We start from the raw sequence: 24,402 nt of genomic DNA, 5'->3' as shown, positions 1-24,402 counted from the left end.
GATTACAGCTCGGATACAAGCGGCGTGAACTGGGTCGTGAACGGCGATAGCTCCAGCGTTGATGGCAAATTTACCTTAAAGGGCATGACCCAATTTACCGCAGGTTCGGGCATTGATACTTTTGCTATTCAAGCTGGCGGCATTAATGTTGAAGGCGGTGCGGGCAACGATGTCTACACACTTAATTTCAGCGGCAGCAACCAAAGCCTCACCATTACCGACAGTGCCGGCACGGACAGCTTAAGTGCCGACAGTTCAGAAACGGCCACGTGGTCGATCGACGGCTCAAGCAATAACAGCGTCACTGCCGACAGCTCTAACAACTTAGTTAGCTTTAGCAGTGTTGATGTGCTCAATGGTTCAGCACTGAGCGACAGTGTTAATGTTGGTGGCAACGGTTTTACCGGCACCATCAACGGCGGTGACGGTGCCGATGAATTTAGCTTAGATGCCTCAGTTTCCGCTATTAATGGTGGGGACGGTATTGATCGCTTTACTTACACCCAGCAAGCGAGCTGGAGTCTTAGCTCCGATGGCAACGGCAATGTTGATGGCACGGTATTTAGCAGCTTTGAAAACATCGTCGGCTCCGCTAGTGCCGATACCTTCACACTAAGCAGCGGTGATTTTGGCTGGTCGGGTGAAATTAATGGTGGCGATGGCGACGATACGCTCAATGTCAGTAACCATACTGATGGTGTTGTGGTGTATTTTGATGATGCTTCTCTGGGTGAGTTTAGTGCTGAAGTTGCCGGGCTTGAGCGTGTACACGTTGATGCTATTGAAAACTTTGTTGGCCATCACGACAGCGTTAATGGCCATGAAAAAGGTTTGTCGAGCGAAAGCAATAATTGGTTGGCTCTGCCTACGGCCGATAACAGTGATATTAATCTGATTGGCGATAACGAAGGCAGCGTGGTAACCACCTTAAACGGCAACAGCAATACCTATAACTTTGAGCATTTTGGCGCGCTGATTACCTATGGCGATACCAAGCTTACCGCCGATGCCAATAGCGAACTGAGTTATGGTTTCTTAACCACCGGTAATATTACCCTGGATTACTCTGGCCGCACCGAGCTGATTGTTGTTGATATTACGCCTCAGTACAGTGCCGTTATTGGTAACGACAATGTCATTGTGCGCCTTAATTCCGATGATTTTTACGACGCTGCACAGCCAGATTTGGTTAACACCTGGCGTATTTCAGATCGCAATACCGGTGAGTTAACGATTCCTGTTTTGGACGATAAGGGCGAGGCTTATGTCTTTAACTTTGAAAATGTTAACAACTTAATCGGTAACGATAGCGCCGATCACTTTATTTTTGGCCCCGGAGGCTGGCTGGAAAATGGCACCATTAACGGTGCGGGTGGCGCCAACGCGATTGCCTTTGATTCAAGCATTGCGATGACAACAAGCGCCGAAGCGCGCACGGCAATTAGCTTTGGTGTGAACGATTTAAGCGCCCAGCAGGTCTACCCGGGTTTAACCGGCGGCGGTGTTGCCGATGAAATAACTGAGCAGCATGTAAATTCTCGCCGCCTCGGTAACTTTATTGATATCGCCAATGTCAGTGAGCTCAGTTTTGCCGATGCGCAGAACGTTAGCCTGATGAGTGCAGACACCGGCACTTACGAGTGGCAGCTCAACGCCAATGGCAGTGTCGAGTTGTTTAGTAATAGTGCGCTGGTGTTAAGCGCAAACAATATCGACAGCGTAGCCGGTGGCGCAGCGACGGATATCTTTAATTTAAATAGCAATAACTATCTGTCGATTGACGCCGGCGATGAACAAGATGCCTCAGGTGATCAATTAAACGTGGCCGACTCACTGCTTGATATCGCTATTGGCATTGAGCACGACGGCGGTCACGATATTGCGATTTACGGTTTTGAGGCCCTGCAATTAAATGAAGCTTCGTCACACCATATTTATGGCCCGGAGCACAATGTCAGCTGGGTGATCAGCGGTAGCAATCAAGGCCGTATTAGCACAAACAGCGGTGCACTAAGTTTTAGTGGTGCCAGCGCGCTGCATGGTAACAGTGCTGTCGATGAGTTTGTTTTTGACTTCAGTTCGGCAACACCATCATTTAATGGCTTGATTCACGGCGGTGGCGGCGCAGACACGATTCGTGTCGAAAATGGCTCCCAGAGCAGCGTGACGCCGTGGAGCTTTGCGCTCAGTGAATCTGCAGGTTTGAGCTCGAGCACCGTTGAAATTTGGAGCATTGAAAACCTGTCGGTTGAACAGGGTGATACGCATCGTTTGATCGCCGGCGATTTTGACAACAGCTGGTCCGTTACAAGCAGTGCGCGCAGTTTAAGTTTTGCATCTGAGCAATTGTTATTTAGTGGTATCGACTCGCTGCAAGGTGGCAGTCAGAACGATCAGTTTATTTTTGACGGCGCTATTGTTGCAGGTGTGGTCGACGGTGGTAGCGACGAAAGCGGCCTCGGCGATTCTGTGCAGCTAGATAATCTTGCTAATCAATCCGTCAAACTTGGCGCAAGTTCCGATGCCGGTGTCTTGCAAATAAGTGCCATTGAGCACCTCGAAAATACCCACCGCGATCAGGGTTTGGCGACAGGTGAATTAATAGGTGCAGACGAAACAAACAACTGGCTTATCGCCCCGGCGGCTCAAAATCTTCTGAGCACGGCAAGTGGCGATACTCTGAGCTTTAGTGGTTTCGCGTTTTTAACCGGTGGTAGTGCGGCAGATACCTTTGTTGTCAGTGGGCTCGATAGCTCTGGTAATTTTGCCGAATTGCGCTCTATATCGGGCGGCGTAAATAGTGACAATGGCGTAGCCGATACACTTGAGTTCAGCGCGCCAACTGAAGCTTTAGCCGTAAGCTTCAACGACACTTATGTGCACGCGACGCTGCCGACACTTTATGTCTCTGAGTTAAATGACATTAGTGTCAATGCCGGCCAGCAGGGCAATACCATTGTCGGTGCCAACACTGAAAACAGTTGGGCCATTACCGGTGAAGCCAATGGCGTATTAAACAGCGATGTACGTTTTAATAACTTCCAGCACATTGTCGGTGGCAGCCGTGCCGACACGGTTACTTTTACCGGCTCGCAAGTGCTCAGCGGCACCATTGATGGCGGCGCCCAAGGCAACCTTGAGCAAGACACGATCAACTTCGGTTCGATTGCCGATGTTGTGGTAAGAGAGGGTGATAGCTCTGAAGGTTATCTGAATTTTGAAAACTACATCGCCAATGGCAGCGGGCATTTTTATGCCGCCGATGCTGCCAACACCTGGACAGTTAGCGGCGCCAATAGCGGCACCTTAGTTGGCGATTCAAGCTTGAGCTTTAGTGGTTTTAGCTCACTTTACGGCGGCAGCGAAAGTGATCGTTTTATTGTGCAAGAGGCGGGTTCGGTTTCCGGTTTGATTAGTGGTGGCGCGGGCAGTGATTTACTGCAGGTAAGCATTGATCGCGGCGCGGATGAGTCGATTACCTTTGTTGGCGGAAGTGCTGCCGATACAGATATTGACGTTATTGAATTAACGGCTCAGGGCAGTGATCGTTATGACCTTGCCTACAAGGTACCCGTTACGGGTGACCCGAGCCTTGAGCTCAGCCATACCGAAGCGGGGCAGGATTTCCTCTATCGGGTTTTCTACAGCGAGGTTGAGGCGATTGACAACAGCCTGTCTCTCGAGACTATTAGTGTTGCTTTAGCTGCGGCTGCGAATTCCGATGTGCGTATTAATAATAGTACTGTTTATATCGATGAACTAACGCCGCTGGCTTTTGATGATGCCGAGCACTTAGTGCTTGATCTAACCAGCGACGATAAACTCAATATTGAAACGCAGTTAACAACCAGCGCATCCATTACCATTCAGGATGCCAGTGTTTACGGCGACGGCCTGCTTTCAACCGGGGATTTGTATCTGCTAAATACCGAGGACGTTGGCGCCAGTGATCAGCGTTTGCAAACGGCAGTAAACAATCTTCATTTGAGTGATCTAAATGGCGAGACCTGGATAGCGCAAAACGGCAGTGTCAATATTGCTGCATTAAGCGGCGCCAGCGAGCGTATTGACCTGGATGTCAGCAATGGTGATGTCAGCGATTCAAATGTGCTGAGTGCAGCTCAAGCGGTTGCGATTAAAGCAAGTGGCAATATTGAGCTCAACAACAGCAATGAACTGTTAGGGCCTTTGTACCTCGAAGCGTCGCGCATTGATTTGCAAAACAGTGAAACCACACTCGCATCTCTTATTGCCACAGAATTTAATCTGACAACGACAGGTGATGTCAGTGATGAGGGCGCCATTGTTGTTGATCGCTTTAGTTGGATAGGCGCAGATGACAGTGACTTGCTCTTTGATCACGACGCCAACAACATCGCATCGATTAGTTTGTTAAATGGCAATAATGCAACGATTGAAAACACAGCGGCGGCTACTCAGCTTCAGGCAAACTTACTCGGTGATTTAAGCGTCAATGGCAATGCCCTTAGAAGCCTGGGTGACATTCGCGCTGCAAGTGTTAATTTAAATGCTGCCAATGATGCTGCGCTTATTAACCACGCTCTAAGTGCAGACAGTTCAGTGCGCATTGTTGCCGAAGGCATTGAAGTTAACGCACCGATTACTGTTAGCGCAGGGTCATTGGAAGCGATTTACCTCGATGCCGGAAGTTCGGCTTTGAGCTTGGCCGCCAATTTAGACGCCGTTGATGAGAGCGCCGCCAATGGCAGTGCAGGTGATGTGCATCTTCTTGCAGGCAGCTTGAGCCAGGCAGCTGGCACAACGATTGATGCGGCGAATTTATATATCAATGTTGCCAACGATGCGGTCTTTGCAGGTTCGCTGAGTGCGCAAAATACAATGAGCATCGTCAGCAGTGCCGGGGCGATCGAAACCGATGTACTGCGTACGCAAATTAATGCCGGCGAACAGCTAAGTCTGCAATCTCAAGACACAATCTTGCTTGGTGAAGTCAATGCCGGTGCGTTGGCCATCGATGTCAGCAATGGTGGTTTACAGCTCGACGCGCCGCTTACACTCACCGGTGACGGTGCTATTAATGTTTCCGGCAGTTTTGTACAAAACGCGCAGGCGACGCTTAGCTCCAGTGCGGAAAGTATGAGCATCAGTGCCGGATCAGTTGAGCAAAATGCCGACGTTACGGTAACTAACGGTAGCTTTTTATTGTCATCCGCTGCGGAGCTAAATTTAAATGGCCAGATCAGTTCGGCGTCTTCGGTCTTTAATGCCGGCGGCGCGCTGAATATGGGCAGTTTAAGTTCGGTTAGCGCAACGGGCGATATCACTATGACGGTGGCCAATGACCTGAACGCAACCTTGCTTGAAGCCGGGCAAACCGTAACGCTGGCCGTCGGTGGCCGCTTTAATGATGTCAATGACAGCGGTGACAACCAGCTGTTGAACATTGTTGCAGACAGCCTGTATGTCGATACCGGAAGTGGTTTTGGCTCCAATCAGAACCGGGTAGAAATGCAGGTGGCCAATCTCAATCTGGCAAACGGCAGCGGTGAAATTGGCATTAGCAATAATTCCGCAGTTAATATCGAAGCGCTGATTAACCAGGGGGATATCTATCTCGATAACACCGGCACAGTGACGCTGATCAATAACTCAAGCAGCAAAGCCAATACCAATTATCAAGCGGGCGTAACTGGAACCCGCGATGCAGGCGGCGTGGTTGACGCCGGCCGTTATATTGGCAATGTCACCATCCATGTTAACGACGGTGCGCTTGCGGCTGGGCCCGACCCGGTTAGTATTTATCACCCGGATATTGTTGCGGTGAACCTTGAGGTTGGCACAACCGGTGGTTTGGGCGGCTCACGTAAACGCCCGTTAGTGCTCGGTGTGGATGAAACAGTAACGGTTATTTTTGGTAGTGGTTTCCGCCCATTACCGGCCAGTGGTTTCCAGTTTAATTTGGAGACAACCAATGACCTTGCCGATACATCCATTTCGGTCGGTTTGGCTTCACTAATTATTGAAGTTGAATCCGCTGAAGAAATTGACCCGGCAGTCTTTAGCAGTATTTACAACTACGCCTATGAAGATGTTTCTATCTTAATGCCTCGCGATCAGCGTCAGCTGGAAGACGAAGAGGAAGAAGACGAAGAAACACTCTTTTCACGCTTAGAATCGGAATCTTAATTTATGTTGTTCCCGCTTAAGGATGTGGCCCGCAAGGGCCGCAAACTTGCGCTTGGCTTAACTGTGAGCGGCTTGAGCTCGCTGGCCTTTGCGCAAGGGTATATTGAAATGCCAGATACACACCAAGTGCCATTGCTTGAAGAAAAGTCGATGTTGCTTGATCTTGATGTGCCGCCTGTTCGTCACCGCAACCCGGACCCATCGGCCGGCCCGCGTTTGAATGTCAAAGAGTTCCGCCTGCAAGGTTTGGTTGAATACCCCGAGCTTGGCATTACCCGCGAAGCCTTGATCGAGCATGTTGAAAAAATTCGTTTTGATATGATGCGCGAAGACCAGCTCGGCGAGTGGGGTTATACCGAACAGGAAGTCAGCGAAATTGCCGATTTGGTTGGCGATATCGAAGAGGGCATTGGCGATGAGCACGTCGGCGCCATCGAAGTGCAGCGACTGGTATTTCTTATTCGCGATCAACGGCGCAAGCGTGGTGTTACCCTGGGTATGATCGAAGGGGTCGCCGCAGAAATTACCCAGTTTTATCGCGAGCGCGGTTTTATTCTTGCCAAAGCCTATATCCCCGAGCAAAAAGTTCGCGATGGCGTTGTCACACTCACGCTGTTACTTGGTGAGCTGGGGCATGTTGAAGTCAACAACGATGGCCGTGTCTCGGAGGGTTTGATTCAGCGCGCATTTAAAAAAGATATCGGCAAGCCGGTTACCGCAGAGCGTTTAGAAGAGGCGCTGTATTTGGTCAATGATATACCGGGGCTATCGGCCAGATCGGTGCTGTCGCCGGGCAAGCAAGTTGGCGACACCATGCTAAGTGTCAACGTTGAAGACGAACGCTGGTTTTCAAGTAACTTTCGTATCGACAACCACGGCTCGGAAGAGACAAGTAAGAACCGTGCCTATGCCGATCTGTATGTGCACAACCCGTCGGGGCTTGGCGATGAAGTCTATCTTGCGATCTTAAAAACCTTTAACCCGGATAACAGTACCTACGGTGCGCTGCGTTACAGTTCGTTTTGGGGCCTGCCGCGTTTGCGTACCAGCGTTGGGGTATCGACAAACGAATTTGTAAGCCGCTTATTTTTGTCCGGTGCAGAAACGCCACTTTTTACCGGTGAGTCAGAAGTTAAAGACGCCAGCGTTGAGTGGGTTATTGACCGGCGCCGGGTCAAAAATATCAGTGCCGGGTTTAAATATGCCAACATCGAGACAACCTTAGATACCTTTTTTGAAACCGTGACTTTGGTCGACCAAGCGACGGCTATGCTGAACTTTGATGTGTTAAATGAAAAACGGCGCCAGCTCTATCGCGGCCAGCTCGCCGTGCACAATGTGAAATCCGAATTTGAAGACTTTGGCGATCTTATTCACATTGATGTCAATATGCTTAATTTTGATTTGTCATCACTGATGTTTGCCAAGATTCCTTTTACCGAGATCGAAACGCGTTTACTTCTGCGCGCTGCCGGCCAATATGCCGGTGAGCGCACCTCCAGTGTTGTGCAAATGAGCCTGACAGGCGAGGGCCGCGCGCGGGTGTTCTCCATTAATGGCATGCAGGCCGACGACGGTTTGTATTTTGGTGCAGATTGGTTTTTCCCAATGCCCGGCGGCGGCAGTTCGGTCTTTGGCCATCAACTTGGCGAGATGATTCAGCCCTATGTGTTTTTGGATGCATCTTACGGCCGGCTTTATCCTTTTAGTGCCTTTGATGAAGAAACTGTTATCGGGCAATTTGCCGATGCCGGCCTCGGGCTTAAATTTCACATGTTTGGGGTCAGCGCCGATATTTACGCAGGCTCTGTACTGATGGATAAGAAAAAAGGTGTTGATACCGACGAGCCGACCGAAACCGCGGCCTTTGGTATTGAGCTTTCTTATTCGATCTAAGTTTTTAAGTGGTCAATAAAAAGCCGGCATAAAGCCGGCTTTTTTGTGCGCAGCGGCTATCTAAGTATTAAAAACTATAAACTAAAGTCACTGCGGTTTGTGTATCTGCGTGTTTTTTGCCCTCAAGCACATGGGTGTTGTGATCAACAATGTACGAGGCTTTCATTGCCAGGCTGCCAATAATATTGGCACTTAGCGCGGTCTCCGATTTACTCTTGGTATTCTCACCATCTTGTACACCGACATCCGATGCGAAGCTTTGAGTGAAGGCTGAGTTTTCGCTTAAGTTGTATAGAAAGTCAGCGGTTAGGCGCAGAACCGGCGTGCTGCTAGATTCGCCGGGCAATAAGTTGTCATCCGCGTCAAAGCTATCTTCGGTTTCGTTGAAGCCAATACCAGGACCGATGCTGTAGTCGAGGTGACCGGCGCTGAAGTTTAACAGGCGGTCGCTAAAACCGACGGCGAGTGTTGATTGGTAAACAAAGCCGCTAAACTTGTCTTCTTCATACGAGCCAAAACCAAAAAGCCCCATGTACTCGTCGTTGAGCTTGAGGTCACTGCGCGCGGATAAAAAGTATTTTTCAGCGGTTGTGCGCTCTTCTTCTTCAACCACACCGTCGGTTTCGACTTCGATCTGGTCTCTCTTATACAAACCTTCCGCTTTAAAGGCGTTGCGGAAGCGGTTTAATTCTTGTTTTATTTCAACGCGGCCCTTAAATGAGCTTGTCTCAGTGTTGCCGGAAGTGGCGATGTAGCCGACTTCAACGTCAGTGCTGAGTGGTTTAGGGTCTTCTGCGAAAGCCGGAGCGCAAACAAATGCTGCGCTGCTAAGGCCAATTGCTAACTGATGTTTCATCCGTGTTTCTCCAAAGCAAGATGATAGGTCGTATTATGGTTTTGTCTTATTGCGGTTGTTGTATTGGGCTATATCGGGGCTGTTTCGTTGCTGCGGCGGCTTAGAATAAGTTTGTCGAGCAAGACACAAGTAAAATAAACCGCCCAGCCTGCGAAAATAACATCGCTGAAAAAATGCCCGCCCTGCATGATTCGGGTCAAACCTATGGCAAGCCCAAGGCCAATACCTGCAAAGAGCCAGCGGCGTTTGCGCTGCAGCCAGTATAGCGCCATTAAATAGAAGCCGATGGATGCGTGACCACTTACAAAAGAGCAATTTTTTTGACAAGCGCCGCTGTAGTGAAAGGGTGGCGCGTACGCATCGCTGCCGCCAAATTCTTGCACATGCACCGGGCGCGGGCGGCCTAGGCTGTTGTCTTTGAGTATCAGATTAACCAATATGCCCGGGCCAAGTATCAACGAGCACATTAAAAAAACCGCAGCGAGCTTTTTATTTCTCTGCTTTTTCTTTGCGTAATAAATGCTAAGTGCAATAAGTAGTAACAGTACAGGGATGTGGATCTTGGCAAAGACCAAATAGATAAAGTGAATAACGGGGTTTTTCTTCCAGTAAAAGCCGTTGTCGTAAAACAGTGCGCTGACTTTTAAATCCAGTGTTGGTTGAAGTAGAAAAAAGACAACACAGCCAACAAAAAGTACGCCCGGTATTAACCGCTGTGCGCGAGTTAAATTTAGTTTATTCATAGCCGTTAAAGCCTTGCAGATAATAGATATAGACCCGGTGGCGCTTGTCTTTAAATACCTCCTGTTCGATTTGGCCGAGATACTCGGCCTTATCAAATCGGGCGAGTAGTTCTACCGCCAACGGCTTAGAGCTGACAAAAATAAAGTCCTGGTCTGTATCTTTGAGTGTTCTTAAATTGTATTTAAGGTCGTAGTGATCGCGAATATTGTCTTGTTTGGGGTTCCAGCGATACAGCTCTTTTTCGCCTGGAAAGGCGTGAAAACCGATATAGGCAAGTAAGTCGCGGCGACTGCTTGCAAGTTTTGCCTCGGGGTAGCGCTGGCGTATGGGTTCGAGCTGCTTGGCAACGCCCTCCCAGCCGAGCACGCGCTGGTAGGGGTTGTTTTTCTTTGATGCTTCAATACCGAAGTGCTGCTGCAGTTGCGGCCAGTGGTAAAACGCAGACAAGAGCAAGATTTGGCTAATCAGCGTGTATTTGATGAGTTTGCCGTTGCGGTTAAAACTTAAGCTGAGGCCAACTAAGATACTAGCGGCGATAATCCACGTCGCCGCCCAGTTTACAAACGCGCGTGAGCTTAAAGCCTGAAGGCCAATGACAAGCAAAATACCAAAACATGAAAAGAGCAATAATAACGTTGCCTGGCGCTGCTCATCCAGCCGCTTTTTGATTTGTTTGCGAGCCAGCCAAAATAACACACAAGCGAGCGGGCCAAATACAAATAACTGGCCGGCCAAAAACTCAAGTGTACCAACTATGTTTAGGCCGGCTTTATCTTGCTGGCTGATTTCGCCAGTGTGGGCAAACGCGACCCAGTGGTGGTCGGCATTCCACCACAAGTTGAGCGCAAACAGCAAACCTGCAATAACGGCGGCCAACCACGGCTTGTAGCTTTTAAGTACGCTGCGCGAGTCTTTGTCGTATAGCAGACATAAGAAAATAGACGCGGGCAATACCGCCATCGTATATTTACTGAGCATGCCCAAGCCACAGCTGATACCCACGAGCAACCACCAGCGCAGTTGATGTTTTTCCAGCGCGCGAATGCTCGCATAGATAGTGAGTGACCAGAATAAAAACAGCGGCGCATCGGTGGTGATAAACTCTGAGTTAAAGCCGACAACTGGGGCAAACAACAGCAGCAAGCCGGCGATTAGAGCGCTTTCACTACCAGCTAAGCGCTTGGCGCTAAGGTAAACAAAAACGGCGCTGCCGGCGTAGAGAAACGGCGCGGCGAGTTTAACGCTTGTCACGCTGCTGCCAAATAAGCTGGTAAACAAGTGGATAAACCAAGCCACCATCGGCGGTTTGCTGTAATAACCCAATTCGGGCTGCAGCGACCAGTGGTAATAATAAGCTTCGTCGTAAAACAGGGTCAGGTGAGGCTGCATTATTACCAGTATGCGATAGGCAAGCGTTACAATCAGCACAACAATAAAAATAAGCTCAGCATTGCTAAGCTGCAGGCCGGCAAGCGTTTGTTGTTTATCCAGGCGAATTGCTAAGCCGCTTTTGCGCAACAGGAAAAAGTGCGCGCTTTTCCACAGCGCAACGGCGCCGGTAATCGAAATAAGCCACTGCGCATGGTGGTAATCATTGTCGTCAAAAATGGCGCCAAAGCTTGCTAAAACCAATAACAAAAGCGCAAATAAAATGGCAAACGCCGAGATCTTCTGTTGGCGTTTAATTGTGGTATGCCAGGCCCAGACGCCAACAAGCGTGCCGATGCCGGCGCCGACAAGTACATCAATTGGCCAGTGCACACCGAGCCAGATACGGCTCATGCCGGCAAGCACGGCAAGTACAGCCAGGCCAAACTTTAACCAGCGCTTGTCTGTCCACAAGATCAACACACTCGCAGTTAAAAATGCCGTGGTTGTGTGGCCTGACGGAAAACTTTTGCTCTTGAGCGCCTTGCCGACCAAAACAAACTCATCGCTGCTAAACACGCTGGGCGGGCGGCCAAAATCTAAGCTGCGTTTGATGAGCTGGGCAATTAAGCCGCTGAGCAAACCGGCAATTAGGATGCAGTACAGCAAGGGCACACGTTTGTGCGCAAACAGCAGCATAAGTGCCAGCACAAATACGCCATCGCCAAAGCTTGTCAAAAGATGTAGCGCGACGGGGCTCATCGTGGCGGCCCAGGCGTTGATGCTTAAAAAGCCAGCGTGGTAACCGTCAATAACATACAAAACCAAGGCGAGCAGCCAAGTTGCAAGGCCAAAAGCAATAAGCAGCTTGGCGGTGTGTTTGTTTTGTTCAATGGGCTCTAAACGGCCTTGTTTGAGCCAAAGCTTAAAGTCGCTGGCGACGAGCGAAAAATAATTGCTTAGCTGAGACATTGTTAATTTTCCAAACGATCCATGTCGACAGCCCTTACCAATAATAGGCCGCTGCTCTGATACAGGCGCTCAAGTTGTAAAGGCTGCTTATTTTGCGCAAGTTTATGCTCTAAGCCTGCAACACGATCAATGCGCACCAAGGCCAGCTCGCCGCGCTTAGGCGCACGCAGCTGAGTAATTTGTTGGCGGTACACACTGAAGCTCGGCATGTGCATGCGATAGGCAACCACGGCTTCACCGGGGTAGTGATCGAGCGTGTGCTTGACCATGTTTTGCACCGGCTGTTGCTGTAAATTAAAAATAACCTGGATAAAGACTGTAAAAAAGAAACTGTTTAACACCAGCCCGCTCAATGCAAGGCGCTGCCAGGTCCGAAGTGTCGGTGCAAACGTCGCCAGTACTATTAAAGCGAGTGCCGCCAGTGCCGCTACTCGATAATAACTGGGCACGGCCTGCGGCCACGCGGCAAGTGTCGCCTGGTCGTAACCTTTGCTGTTATCGCTGGCGATGGCCAGAAGTTCGGGCAAGAAGACCAGCAGCAGCATAAATAAAGCGGGGAATAGCAGAGTCCAACGGTAATTTTTCTCAAGCGAGCTCACTGTCGCCAGCAGAATAATAAGCGGCACAAGGGCATTGAGAATGTAGTGGGGCAGCTGGGTTTTGGATAGTGAAAATAAACAAAATATTACCGCAAACCACAACAGCAAAAAGCGCCCGATATTGCCTTGCCACTGGCTGCGCAGGCGCTTAAACAGCGGCGCAAGCAAGCCTGTTAGCGGCAAAATAATAATCGGCAGCACCGCGAGGTAATAAAAAATACTGCCGCCGTGGCTTTCGCGGGTATCGGAGAAGCGCTTTAAGTTGTGCTCGACAATAAAACCCTCAAAAAAACCGAGGCCTTGCTCTAAACTCACGGCGATAATCCACGGTGAAACCACCGCAAAGTACAGCGCCCAGCCTTTAAAGTTAAAGTAGGTGCGCCAGTGTTTGCTCAGCGATCGACTGCAAATTAAATACAGCAAGCTAACTGCCAGCGGCACGGCGACAGCAACCGGGCCCTTGGTTAAGGTGCCGAGAGCCATCCACAGGTAAAGTCTTAACGCGTAGCGTTGTTCGCCTGTTTTAAGGTAGCGCCAAATATCGAATAAGGTCAGTGAGAGAAATAAATTCAGCAGTGCGTCGGCAATTGCAGAGCGAGCAATAAGCGCGATCCACAGGCAGTTTACTAAAAACAGCGTCGCGATCTGCGCCTTCTCTTTATTGAATTGCTCGCTGACAAAACGGTAAAAAGCCCAGGCCCACAGGCAGGCGGCCAGCACGGATGGCAAACGAAAGGCCCACTCGTTAAAGCCGAAGGCGCTGATGCTGAGCGCTTGAATCCAATAAAAGAAAATGGGCTTGTCGTAGCGCGGTTCGCCGTCGAGGTAGGTGGCGGAAAATACGCCGCTTTCGAGCATTTCCCGCGTCGCTTCAGTAAAGGCGCCTTCGTCGAGGTCAAACAGAGGCAAGCTGCCAAGGCCCAGCCAATAGCTGAGCGCAACACTTACACCGATAAACCACGGCGAGAGCAAAAACTGCTGAATTTTTTGATTCACGGTGAACCTTAGTCGTTGCTATCTGTGGCGCTCGGGCGTTCGTAGCTAAGTGGCTCTCTTACCTTGTAACTTTTGACATTGGTCGTCTGGAAAAAGATGCGACTGAGAATTTCTGAAAGTACCCCGGTTGTTAAGAATTGCAACGAGGCAATAATTAACAGCGATGCCACCAACAGTAGCGGGCGGTCGCCGATGTTTTCACCCGCGATATACTTGACGCCGGCGAGATAGGCCAGCAGCAAGGAGCCAATCATGCCGACCCAAAGGCCGATGGAGCCAAAAAAGTGGCCGGGGCGGGCGCGAAATTTGAGAAAGAAAAACACCGAAAGCAAATCAATTAATACGCGAAAGGTGCGGCTTATGCCGTATTTGCTCTCGCCGGTCAGGCGCTCGCGGTGGTTGACGACGGTTTCGCCAATACGGCTTGGTGGGCACACGGTTGCCATCCACACAGGAATAAAGCGGTGCATTTCACCATAGAGGCGAATCTGCTTAAGCGCATCGGCGCGATAGACTTTGAGGCTGCAGCCGTAGTCGTTAAGTTTAACGCCGCTGACGCGTTGAATCAGGCGGTTGGCAAAACGCGAGGGCACTTTGCGGCTGACCAGGTGGTCTTTTCTATCTTTGCGCCAGCCCTGCAGTAAATCGAGATCGCGCTCAAGCAGCTCTTCGACCAGGCGGGGAATGTCGGCCGGGTCATTCTGCAAATCGCCGTCCATGGTTGCGATAAGGTCGGTATCGGCTGCATCAATACCGGCTTGCATTGCTGCGGTTTGGCCAAAGTTGCGCTGCAGCTCGATGTGGCGGTAGCGCTCGCCAAATTGTGCAACGGCTTCATTTAAGCGTTTGCTGGTTCCGTCGCTGCTGCCATCATTTACCAGAATAGCTTTCCATGGGCCGCTGTAATTTTGCAGCGCACTTTCGAGCGCTTCAAACAGCGGCAGGACATTGTCTTGTTCGTTGTACATGGGGACAACGACGGTCAAACTGGGTAGAGGCATTCAAAGCACCTGCTTATTCGATGTGTAAAACAGTAAAATCATTGCGCCGATCAAGCCGGCGGCTATGTTCGTAATCAATACCAGTAGGTGAAGGTTTAACGCGGCACTTACCAGTGCGGCGCTATCGTAACCTAAAGGCAGTAAGGGTAGAGCAAAGGCGGCTTCAAAAGTTCCAGCATTTGCAAAACCGGTAATCGGCGATAGTGCACTGGCGTCGGCGAGAAGGCTTCCGAGCCAGGCGTGCTCAAGCGGTAATTGCCCCAAGCTTGCGACTAACCAGGCGAGGGCGCTGAGCTTGACCATCCAAATGGCACCACTTAACAGATACAGCATTATAAATAAGCTACTGCGCTCTACCAATGGCTTCAATACTTTAAAACGCGGGCTGCGGCGCACAAAAATGACCGCCGCGTACAAGGCCAGGGGGGTTGTGGCAACAATGGCCCAGAGTATCAGTCGCGCTTGATCACCTAGGTAGGACGAGGATGCGCCTAACAGCAGTAGCAGCATCAACCAGTTGGCATCAAATAAACGCAATAAGAACAGGCAGGTTGCAGAATAGCGATAGTCGATATTCAAGCGACTGCGACTCAGAAGCGGCAGCGCCAGTTCGCCTAGGCGCATAGGTAAAAGGAAGCTGACGGTATTGTGTACAAGGCTAACGCCACAGACATCGGCAAATCTCAGCGTTTTGGCTGGCCGATAAGCGATGTGTACGCGCGCGACACGCAACAGATGGCTGACAAAGATAAGGCCTACAACCGCGGTGATTTGCCAAGCGCTGACGCGCTGCCAGTTGTTTAATAGTTCCGCCCAGCCAACATGCACTTGCACCCACCACACAAGTGCAACAATAAATAAACTTGCAACAAGGGCCTTGGCGGCAATAAGGGCGTGATTGCGCATGATTTTAGTTTTTGCTGGTTTATCGCAGGTCCTGCGGCGCTGCTTTATACCACAGCCAGCGCGTGTACACACTATTTAATAAGCGCTGTCTGTGTTAACGGACCCTAACGCTGCAAGGCGTTGCGGCAGCGACTGACGAGTTTTTGCATCAGTGACGGCGTTTCAATGACGGCGACACTGACGTTGTCTTTACCGCCCGAATCCAGCGCAGCGCTAATAAGCTGGCGACAGGCCGCGTCGGGGCTGCGCGCGCTGGCGAGCACGTGCTTGATTTTATGTGCATCAACAACATCACTGAGCCCGTCTGAGCACAGTAAAATGCGCATATCTTTGTGCCAGCTACCGACGACCTGATCCACTTTTAAGTGTTGTAAGTCGACGGAGCCGAGGCACTGGGTGATGATATTGCGCTCGGGGTGGGTGGCGAGCTCATCTTCGCTGATGGCGCCGTTTTGATACAGCATCTGCACATAGCTGTGATCGGTACTGAGCTGGCGAAAATCTTCATCGCCGTTGGCAGAGGCTTTTTGATAGAGATAGGCGCGCGAGTCGCCGACCCAGCAGATCTCGTAATCGTCGCCTCGATTGCTAAGTGCAACCACGGTTGAACCCATGCCGTGGCCGCCAACGCCATTGTTGGCAGCATCGACAATGGCTCGGTGGGCCAGTTGTATGGCTTCGGCCAGCGGCCGGCCGAGGTTGATCTGTGCTTTGATACAGTCGATGGCGAGGGCGCTGGCGACTTCACCGGCGGCGTGACCGCCCATGCCGTCGGCGACTATCCATAAGCCAAGCTCTGCGGAGGCAAAAATTGCATCTTCATTATTGTCGCGCAACAGACCTAGATCCGTTGCTGCGGCGTGTGTAGTTCCGAACATAAGCTCATATTGCCTTAACTGCGAGCCCGAGCAAAGCCTTGCCTCACTTTTTGGGCGCCATGTCTCGATAATAGTCAATGTCAGCGGGCAGTGAGTAGCTATATTTAAGCCTTTTCTTGATTGGCACGCAGGCGCGTGGTGAGCGCCTGGGTATTATGTAAGCATCTTGATTGCGCTTAACAATTTTCTTAAAGAATGCTTTAAAGCTTGGCTTGAATATGGGGTAAGGCGCGTAGTCCCGATTGAGAACAAAGCGCAAAGACGGAAATAAACTAAAATCCTATTACTGCCAGTCGAAATGGACTAACCGATACGCGTTTGTTGTGAATGTATGATTGTGTGCTCGACTGTTGCAGTGATTGATTGTTGCAGTCATTGATATTGCAGTGATTGATATTGCAGTCATTGATATTGCAGTGATTGATATTGCAGTCATTGATATTGCAGTGATTGATATTGCAGTGATTGATTAATAAGCGTGAGCCTGAATGGAATTGAAACAATCGACGCAGAGTTCGATGTTAATATGTGCACATAGTTTATGCTGAAAATAAAAGATCAAAGCTCGAGCAAAGCTGCGCTGTGGCTCGCTAAAAATTGTTACAACATAGGCAGTGATGCCGCTGCCGACATTTATGCCGACGCTGAGGCCAACGCGGCAACGATTGTTGTCAACAAAAACGGCGTATTTGTCCGTGCGCTTGATGAAGCGACTGTGCAGGTTGACGGCCGCGAAGTTAGCGCGGAACAAGCGCTGATTGCCGGCAATCAGCTTCGCATTGGCAATACCGTGTTTTTATTGATCGACCCGAGTCAGGCCGAGTCCGATGATACTGTGCAGGCAGGGGCGCCGCCGCGAATGTACCAGCTGGTTCAGCTCGACCAGGCAAAGCAGCGCTTCACCCTCAATCGTCGTTTTGTTGTTGGCCGGGCGGTCGACTGCGATTTATTAATCAGTCACCCAAAAATGTCGCGTTATCATGCCGAAATCATCGTCAAGGGTGAAAGGCTTTTTTTGCGCGATTTAAATTCAGCCAATGGCAGCATTGTTAACGGCGAAAAAACAATCAAATGTGAATTGCATGTGGGTGATAAATTAGAATTTGCCGGCCGCGCGTTTCGCCTGGAGCAGCAAGATATTGAAAGCCTGGATTTGGATAAAACCTGCCTGCGACCGGCACTGCTTTCGTCTGCGATAACAGCAACATCGGTAAATGAGCCGGTAAAGCCGGTGCTACAAAATCAGCCCAAGCACGTACCAGCTGCAGGCCCTGCTAGCGAGCCGCGGGCAATTTCAAATACGGATGCTTATGGCCAGCAGGCCCCGAGCGAAAACGGCGCTGCAGTGCCTGGAAAAAAATCCTCGCGGCTGCTGTTAAGCTTTATATGTACCGCGTTAGTGTTGCTTGTTATTATCGGGCTTTGGCTGTAGCGCAGCTGCGTTTTGTTCAATTTTCCTGCCTGGCCGCTTCAATACATACAGCCCCACGTGGCTTCGCGAACAGTGATTTTGCGAGAACTGGTTTTGCGAAAAGTGGTTTTGTGGGTAGTGGTTTTGCGAGCTTGAAAACTTAAAAATGAATAACACAGATATTATTTTGTATCGCTCGTGCGAGTGCCCGCTGTGCGATGATGCGATGGCGCTTTGGTATCAAAGTGATGTGGCGAGCCAGTTCAAGCTTAGAAAAAAGGATGTTACAAGCGATAAAGATTTAATGTTGCGCTATGCCAAGCGTATTCCTGTTTTAAAAACTGAGCACAGTACGCGAGAGCTCGCTTGGCCGTTTAGTTTGCAAGAGCTCAATCAGTGGTTGGCGAGCGGGTTAAAATAATTCAATCTCGTCGTCGTTGGCCGAGTTTTCATTCTGCTCTTTTTCAAAGTGGTGTTTGTAGATATCTAGCGCTTCCTTAACACTGCCTCCGCGCATAAGGTATTCAAACATAATGCGCTCAGCTTCCATAGTGTAGCTCGATTTAATTTGTTGCTGCACACCCGCCCAAGCTTGCGGATCTTCTAGTTTTTTATCCGACTCGAGCAAGCTCGAAACCTTTTCTAAGCTGCTGCTGACGTGCTCCAGGCGCTGGCAAACGCGGTCGTAAAACTGGAAGGCCTGAATCGAAGCGCTGATATTACATTGCAGTTCGGCGGTGGTATCGCGAATATCAACTTTGAACGCTTCGACTTCTTCGGCCGCTTTTAATTGCTGCGCCTGCTGGGAGATAGACTGGGTGTGGTTGGCAAGGTTGGTAAAGCTGTTGGTGAGTGTTTGTACGGATAGGTTGCTGTCGCTTAAGGTGGCTTCAATTTGGCAAATTGCCAAATAAAGCATGTTGACGGTTTCGCGTACGTGGTTCCAGTGCTGGGCCTGATTTAACTCGGAAGTCTGCTCTTGCGTCGGGCTCATGGGCCATCCTAGCTCGGTGGTCGGTTTCCCTAAGCATAGGCTAGAGCAAACTGTTTGCTTCCTTTTGTGTGATCATGCGTCCCGGCTCACCCATGCGGTAGCCGTAGATAACGGCATAAGTCAGAACGTTCTGCACGTAACCGCGAGTTTCTTTAAAAGGAATAGTCTCTATCCACACATCAAACGGCAGGCCGTCACTGCTTTCGCGCCAGCGTTTAACCCGGTGAGGGCCGGCGTTGTAGGCCGCGGCGGCGAGTATGCGATTGCCCTGGTACTGATCGAGCAAGCCGTCGAGATACAGCGAGCCGAGTTTAATATTGTGATCGGGTTTGTACAGATCTTCAGTGCGGTGGGGGATGCCTTGCTTTTTAGCGGTTTGCCGCGCTGTTGCCGGCATAAGTTGCATTAGGCCGCGGGCACCGACCGGCGATTTGGCCTTGGCGCGCATGGCGCTTTCCTGGCGGGCGACCGCAAAGATAAGCGCGGGCTCGAGCTGGGTGGTATCGGCTGCGTTCATCACGTGCTCTTTATATGCCAGAGGAAAGCGGATGCCGAGCTCGTCCCACTGTTTGCCGGCGATCATCGCTTGAATAGCGCGGTCATACCAGCCCCAGCTGTTTGCCAGCTGGCCGGCGGCGACAAGCTCGCGCGCGCTGAGCTGGTTCATCGCGTAATACCACTCGGCGTACGCCTCGTTGCTGCGCCCTGTCAGCCACAGTTCCTTGGCGCGGCGCAGTGCTGGTTTTTGCGCCAGAGCCTCGAGTATGGCTGTGTCGAGCTGGGTGTCGGCGTCTTCGAGTTCGTAGTCCACACCGACGTAGTCGGCAGCTAAAAAGCCGTAGAAGCTGCGCTTGGCTGCCAGTTCGCGATAGGTTTTTTGAGCGTCCTCGATGGCGGTCGGCGAGAGCAGGGTGGATGCGCGAGCGTTCCAGTAGCGCCAGCGGTCACTTTGCTGCTTCTCTTGCGGCAGTAACTGGATACCGGCGACCACATCGGCCCAGCGCTGTTCGCGCAGGTATCGGCGCAGAAGGTGCTCAATGGTATCACTCTGTCGAATAGATGGGCTGTTAGCGAGCAAACGGTGCACCTGTTCGAGCTCATTTTTTGCCATCAGCCTGTCGACAAGCGCGATTTTGGTTTGATTGATGATCTCGGTATTAAAAATGCGCGAGCTCTCATAGCGCTGCCAGTGTTCCAGCGCCTTTAACGGGTGCTGCTTGGCGTAGCGGCGTATGCCAAAACCGATGACCTGTTGCATGTCTAAGGTTGGGCTGCGGTAATTTTTGTGATTGCGAATCAAATAGGGTTTGGCATCGAGCTGCTGCACAAGTTTGACGTAGTTTTGGTAGCTTTTTGGCAGCAGCGATGCACAGTAGCGCGCAAGGCTGCGCTGGCCGGCTTCCATACTCAGCAAAAAACGCTGCCAGGCGTAGTCATCGCGCCAATACTCACTGTTGCGCCAGGCTTTGATCACCGGGTCGCAGGCTTTATCGAGCGAGCGCGACTGCAGCCACAGTTCGGCAAGTTCGTCCCAGGCGTTGACGTCGCCGCTGTTGGCACGAAGCTCGAGGTGCTTGCAATACATTGCTTCACTGGCAAGGCGGTCGTCGTACCAGTATAAAAAGTCGGGCCACTGTTTTTTGGCCGACAGATGTTCCAGGTAGCGCCGGCGCAGGTTTTCAGCAAGGTAACTGTCTTCGTAGCGGCTAATAAAAGCCTGGATGTCCACCGCTTCGTGTTTGGCTAAATCTTTGCGTAAACGGGAATAGTCGAGGTAGGGGATCAGAGGGTAATCGCCGAGCTTGGCATAGTGGCGCGCATAGGCGTCGCTATCGCCTTTTTTGAGTGCGCTTTTGGCAAGTTCGTAGTGGTAGCGCTGCTGATCGATATTTGTCGACGCGGCGATAACGGGTGTGAGTGCGAGCAAAGTAAGTGCCGCGAAACCTGCGATCGTGCACAACACACGCGCTGCTGAGTGCCTTGTTGTTGGGCGCGGTGTCAATAAAAGCGCAAATAATCGGCGGCTAATAGCAAGTTTCATAGACAGAGCAAAAAGTTGTTCTGTATCCGTACTTGGGTTTAAGGGGGCGGTGAAGCGTGCCTGAGCCTGTAAGCGCTACATTAGAGGCACAGCTTGAACAAAGGTTCACCTCTCCCGTGAAATTGGCTTCTATAACTTGAGTCTGGACGACAAAAGCCTGCCTGACCAGTATGCACAGAGCACATCCTTGCTTCGTGCGTCAAACAGCCAGCATTAAAACTATACAAAAACAGAGATTAAAAAGGGCGTCATTTACTTGGCGCGTTGGGCTTGGGCCCTACATCACGTATTATGCACCGCTTTTGCACTGGAGAACACCGATGCCACTGATGCGTTTGGAGCAGGTCGAACTTGCATTTGGCGAGCGCCATATTTTAGATCACGCCGATCTGATGCTCGAAAAAGGCCAGCGCATAGGGCTTATTGGTCGCAATGGTGAGGGTAAATCTACCCTGCTGAAAATCCTGGCGGGCAAGCAAGATGTCGATGCCGGCACGGTCTGGCGCCACCCAGATCTGCGTATCGCGGTGGTCGAACAGGCTCTGCCGCCAAGCGACGAGCAACTGGTGGCCGACTACGTCGCCGGCGGCAGCCAGGATTTGGTCGATCAGCTTAAAGCGTACGAAACCCTAAGCGCCAACAGCTCTCACGAACTAAACAAATTGACCGAACTGCAGCAGCAGATCGACGCCGCAGACGGCTGGAATTTTCACAATCGCCTAAAGCGTATTTTGCGCGAGTTTGAATTGGATCGGGGCCAGCGTTTGGCCGAGCTAAGTGGCGGTTGGCGGCGCAAAGCGGCGCTGGCGCGGGCACTGGTCAGTGAGCCGGATTTACTGTTGCTCGACGAGCCAACTAACCATCTCGATATCGGCCTGATTCAGTGGTTAGAGCAGTTCATCAAAAACTTTAAAGGCGCGGTTGTAACCATTACCCACGACCGCGCTTTTTTGCGCGCGTGTTCAACCCGGATTGCCGAGCTTGATCGCGGCACTTTGCGGGTCTGGGATGGCGACTACGGGCGTTTTCTTGAGTTTAAGCGCCAAGAGCTCGAAAACGAGAAAAAGCACAATGCGCTGTTTGACAAAAAACTGGCTCAGGAAGAAGCCTGGATACGCGAGGGTATTAAAGCCCGGCGCACACGCAACGAAGGCCGCGTGCGCGCACTTAAAAAATTAAGAGAACAGCGCGCCGAGCGGCGCAACCTCGTTCAACTCGAGAAAATGGATTTTGCCGGCTCATCTGCGTCGGGCAAACTTGTCTGTGAGCTCAAAAACGTCTCGGTGCAGTATGCCGAAAAAACCGTGATTAAAGACTTTAGCTCGGTGTTGATTCGCGGAGACAAAGTTGGCTTGATAGGCCCGAACGGCGCCGGTAAAAGCACTTTGTTAAAACTTATTCTCGGCGAGATCCAAGCCTCAAGCGGCGAAATAAAACACGGCACACGTTTAGATATCGCCTATTTTGATCAGATGCGCGGCCAGCTCGACATGGAAAAAGACGTTGTCGACAACGTTGCCGAGGGCCGTCAGAGCGTCGAGATTAACGGCAAAGACAAGCACATATTAAGTTATTTACAGGACTTCTTGTTTAGCCCGACGCGCGCGCGTACGCCGCTTAAAGCCTTGTCTGGCGGGGAGTGTGCGCGTGTTATGCTCGCCAAGCTATTCTGTAAACCGTCAAATCTGCTGGTCATGGATGAGCCGACCAACGACCTTGATACCGACACGCTCGAGCTGCTCGAAAGCCTGTTGGTCGACTACCCCGGCACCGTATTGCTCGTCAGCCACGACCGCGAGTTTGTCGATAACGTTGTTAGTTCCACCATTATATTTGAAGGGCAGGGCTGTCTATCTGAATATGTTGGCGGCTTTGAAGACTGGCTGCGCCAAGGCGGCGACTGGCAGCGCATAAGTGGCGCCGAGCACGAGTCGCAAGGCCGCTCTGAGCCACCCGCCGGTGACGCCCGTGCCGATACGCAGGCAACAACAGCCAGCACTAAGGCCGCTGCGAGCAAGCAAGCGCCAGCTGCAGCGAAAGCGGTTAAGCTCAGCTACAAATACCAGCGCGAGCTGGAAGCGCTGCCCCAAAAAATCGAAGTGGCGGAAAAACAATTGGCCGAGTTAAATGAGCTGGTTTGCGCACCGGATTTTTACAATCGCGATCAAACGGAGGTTCAAGCGAAGCTTGCGTCATTGCAAAGCCTGGAAGAAACACTCAATACGCTGTACCAGCGCTGGGAAGAGCTTGAAGCAATGTAAGCTCGAGCCAACCAATATTCGAATAAATGCATGGCTCGAATAAATGCATGGCTCGAATAAATGCATGGCTCGAATAAATGCATGGCTCGAATAAATGCATGGCTTGAATAAATGTAAGATTCGAATCAACGAGGCTAGTTTTGGCGGGGGTTAAAGCTTAGGTAAATAACATTTGCGCCAGCTTCTGCCACTGTGCCCCAAAGCGCTTGTGTGACAGCCGCTGTTTTTGTCTCAGCGGCTGCGCTTAAATTGTGTGTTTGCGCAAACGCAATTTAAACACGGATTGCGAGCACGTCTATTTCTGCGCCGTGCAAAACACCGTTGGCGGTTGAGCCAAAAATCAGCGCGAGGCCGTGGCGCCCGTGACTGCCGACAACAATTAAATCGCTGTTGATCTCTTTGGCCTGCGCGTGAATTTCGGTGCTGGTTTGACCGACATTGATATACGCGGCGGTATCGCTAAGGCCGTTGCTATCGAGTAGGCTTCGCAGGCGTTTTGTCGCTTGTTCTTCAATGGTTTTTTGCGCTTCGCTCATATCGAGCGGTACGTCGCCGCCGTAGGCAAATGCCAGAGGCTCAACGATGTGAATGGCACTGAGTTTGGCGTTGTACAAACTCGCCATGGTCTTGGCTTTGAGTAACACCTCCGTGCTTTCTTCGCTCAGGTCTAAAGCGACTAATAAATGCTTGTAACTACTCATGCTGTTTACTCCTTAACGTCAATTAACATTCTATGAGCGGCTCGCTAAACTTGGGCCCGCCTACATGTTAAATTACTTATATCACCTATTGTTTAGTCAAGCGTTAAGCTAATGCAAAATTTTCTGCCAATTATCATAGTTATCTGCGCAATCTGCCTTGTCATTGGCCCGGTGATGATGTTAAAGCCATCAAATCGAGCCAAGCGCGAAGCTGCGCTAAGAACAGAAGCGGCAAAACAGGGTTTGCTTGTCAGTCTTCGCGATGCGGCAGATGACGGCAAACGCGTTTGTTATCAACTGCCGCTTGAAGCCGATAAACACGGCGCTCGCGCGGAGTGGGAGCTGAGCCAGAAAAAATTCCAACACGAGCTCCACTTTGATAAATACTGGGATTGGTGCAAACAAGAGCAGCTACCGGATAAAGCCCGCTATGATGCACTGCGAGACTATGTCGAGCACTTGCCCGCAAGTGTCTGTGGCATTGGTGAAAATCGCGCTGGTTTGTATCTGTTGTGGCGGGAGAAGGGCTTGGGGGACGATGTGCAGGCGGCGATTGCGAGTTTGCTTGCTTTGCTTATGGAACTCAAACGCGTGCTTGCCAGGCCATGAT

16 protein-coding genes are annotated in these 24,402 nt (G+C 50.9%); 6 read left to right on the top strand and 10 right to left on the bottom strand.

Annotated features, from left to right (window positions below; translation table 11 throughout):
- Positions 1-24: 24 nt before the first annotated feature.
- Together CFK45_RS08225 and CFK45_RS08220 are read left to right on the top strand one after the other, a co-directional pair.
- Positions 25-6,168, top strand: a complete 6,144-nt coding sequence (locus CFK45_RS08225) for a beta strand repeat-containing protein (RefSeq protein WP_096085957.1) — start codon at positions 25-27, stop codon at positions 6,166-6,168.
- 108 nt (positions 6,169-6,276) lie between these two features.
- Positions 6,277-8,064 carry a ShlB/FhaC/HecB family hemolysin secretion/activation protein gene (locus CFK45_RS08220; protein ID WP_158224640.1) on the top strand — a complete coding sequence of 596 codons (1,788 nt, stop codon included), beginning with the start codon at positions 6,277-6,279 and terminating at the stop codon, positions 8,062-8,064.
- Positions 8,065-8,131: 67 nt separating this feature from the next.
- Here CFK45_RS08220 and CFK45_RS08215 read toward each other — a convergent pair whose 3' ends face one another.
- The 7 genes from CFK45_RS08215 to CFK45_RS08185 all read right to left on the bottom strand — a co-directional run bounded on the left by CFK45_RS08215 (position 8,132) and on the right by CFK45_RS08185 (position 16,384).
- Positions 8,132-8,920, bottom strand: a complete 789-nt coding sequence (locus CFK45_RS08215; RefSeq protein ID WP_096085955.1) for a DUF481 domain-containing protein — start codon at positions 8,918-8,920, stop codon at positions 8,132-8,134.
- A gap of 68 nt (positions 8,921-8,988) precedes the next feature.
- The gene (locus CFK45_RS08210) at positions 8,989-9,663 is read right to left on the bottom strand and encodes a phosphatase PAP2 family protein (RefSeq protein WP_096085954.1); all 675 of its coding nucleotides are present in this window, start codon (positions 9,661-9,663) and stop codon (positions 8,989-8,991) included.
- Positions 9,656-12,004, bottom strand: a complete 2,349-nt coding sequence (locus CFK45_RS08205; RefSeq protein ID WP_096085953.1) for a glycosyltransferase family 39 protein — start codon at positions 12,002-12,004, stop codon at positions 9,656-9,658. The genes CFK45_RS08210 and CFK45_RS08205 overlap by 8 nt, the downstream gene beginning before the upstream one ends.
- A 2-nt stretch (positions 12,005-12,006) precedes the next feature.
- Positions 12,007-13,599 carry an ArnT family glycosyltransferase gene (locus tag CFK45_RS08200; RefSeq protein ID WP_096085952.1) on the bottom strand — a complete coding sequence of 531 codons (1,593 nt, stop codon included), beginning with the start codon at positions 13,597-13,599 and terminating at the stop codon, positions 12,007-12,009.
- A gap of 8 nt (positions 13,600-13,607) precedes the next feature.
- Positions 13,608-14,600 carry a glycosyltransferase family 2 protein gene (locus tag CFK45_RS08195; RefSeq protein WP_096085951.1) on the bottom strand — a complete coding sequence of 331 codons (993 nt, stop codon included), beginning with the start codon at positions 14,598-14,600 and terminating at the stop codon, positions 13,608-13,610.
- The gene (locus CFK45_RS08190; protein WP_143247521.1) at positions 14,601-15,506 is read right to left on the bottom strand and encodes a lysylphosphatidylglycerol synthase transmembrane domain-containing protein; all 906 of its coding nucleotides are present in this window, start codon (positions 15,504-15,506) and stop codon (positions 14,601-14,603) included.
- A gap of 104 nt (positions 15,507-15,610) precedes the next feature.
- Positions 15,611-16,384, bottom strand: coding sequence for a PP2C family protein-serine/threonine phosphatase (locus CFK45_RS08185; protein ID WP_096085949.1), 774 nt, complete (start codon positions 16,382-16,384; stop codon positions 15,611-15,613).
- Positions 16,385-16,925: 541 nt separating this feature from the next.
- Between CFK45_RS08185 and CFK45_RS08180 the strand changes: the two genes are divergently transcribed.
- On the top strand, positions 16,926-17,816 hold the full coding sequence (locus CFK45_RS08180) for an FHA domain-containing protein (RefSeq protein ID WP_096085948.1): 891 nt from the start codon (positions 16,926-16,928) through the stop codon (positions 17,814-17,816).
- A 145-nt stretch (positions 17,817-17,961) separates the two neighbouring features.
- On the top strand, positions 17,962-18,216 hold the full coding sequence (locus CFK45_RS08175) for a glutaredoxin family protein (protein ID WP_096085947.1): 255 nt from the start codon (positions 17,962-17,964) through the stop codon (positions 18,214-18,216).
- Here CFK45_RS08175 and CFK45_RS08170 read toward each other — a convergent pair.
- The gene (locus CFK45_RS08170; RefSeq protein WP_096085946.1) at positions 18,208-18,789 is read right to left on the bottom strand and encodes a hypothetical protein; all 582 of its coding nucleotides are present in this window, start codon (positions 18,787-18,789) and stop codon (positions 18,208-18,210) included. The two genes, CFK45_RS08175 and CFK45_RS08170, sit on opposite strands and share 9 nt — an antisense overlap.
- A gap of 40 nt (positions 18,790-18,829) precedes the next feature.
- Positions 18,830-20,752, bottom strand: a complete 1,923-nt coding sequence (locus CFK45_RS08165; RefSeq protein ID WP_158224639.1) for a transglycosylase SLT domain-containing protein — start codon at positions 20,750-20,752, stop codon at positions 18,830-18,832.
- A gap of 398 nt (positions 20,753-21,150) precedes the next feature.
- Here CFK45_RS08165 and CFK45_RS08160 point away from each other — a divergent pair, with 398 nt between their 5' ends.
- Positions 21,151-23,091, top strand: coding sequence for an ATP-binding cassette domain-containing protein (locus tag CFK45_RS08160; RefSeq protein WP_096085944.1), 1,941 nt, complete (start codon positions 21,151-21,153; stop codon positions 23,089-23,091).
- Positions 23,092-23,363: 272 nt separating this feature from the next.
- Here CFK45_RS08160 and CFK45_RS08155 read toward each other — a convergent pair whose 3' ends face one another.
- Positions 23,364-23,792: a universal stress protein gene (locus tag CFK45_RS08155; RefSeq protein WP_096085943.1), complete on the bottom strand. Its 429-nt coding sequence runs from the start codon at positions 23,790-23,792 to the stop codon at positions 23,364-23,366.
- Positions 23,793-23,903: 111 nt separating this feature from the next.
- On the opposite strand from CFK45_RS08155, the gene CFK45_RS08150 reads away from it, so the two are divergent.
- Positions 23,904-24,401 (top strand): hypothetical protein, encoded by a 498-nt coding sequence (locus CFK45_RS08150; protein WP_096085942.1) that lies wholly within the window; start codon positions 23,904-23,906, stop codon positions 24,399-24,401.
- Position 24,402 lies beyond the last annotated feature (1 nt).

Source organism: Agaribacterium haliotis (assembly GCF_002312815.1).
GTDB classification, from domain to species: domain Bacteria; phylum Pseudomonadota; class Gammaproteobacteria; order Pseudomonadales; family Cellvibrionaceae; genus Agaribacterium; species Agaribacterium haliotis.
Note: the sequence above shows the minus strand (reverse complement) of the source record. Positions and strands in the feature narration are given on the sequence as shown.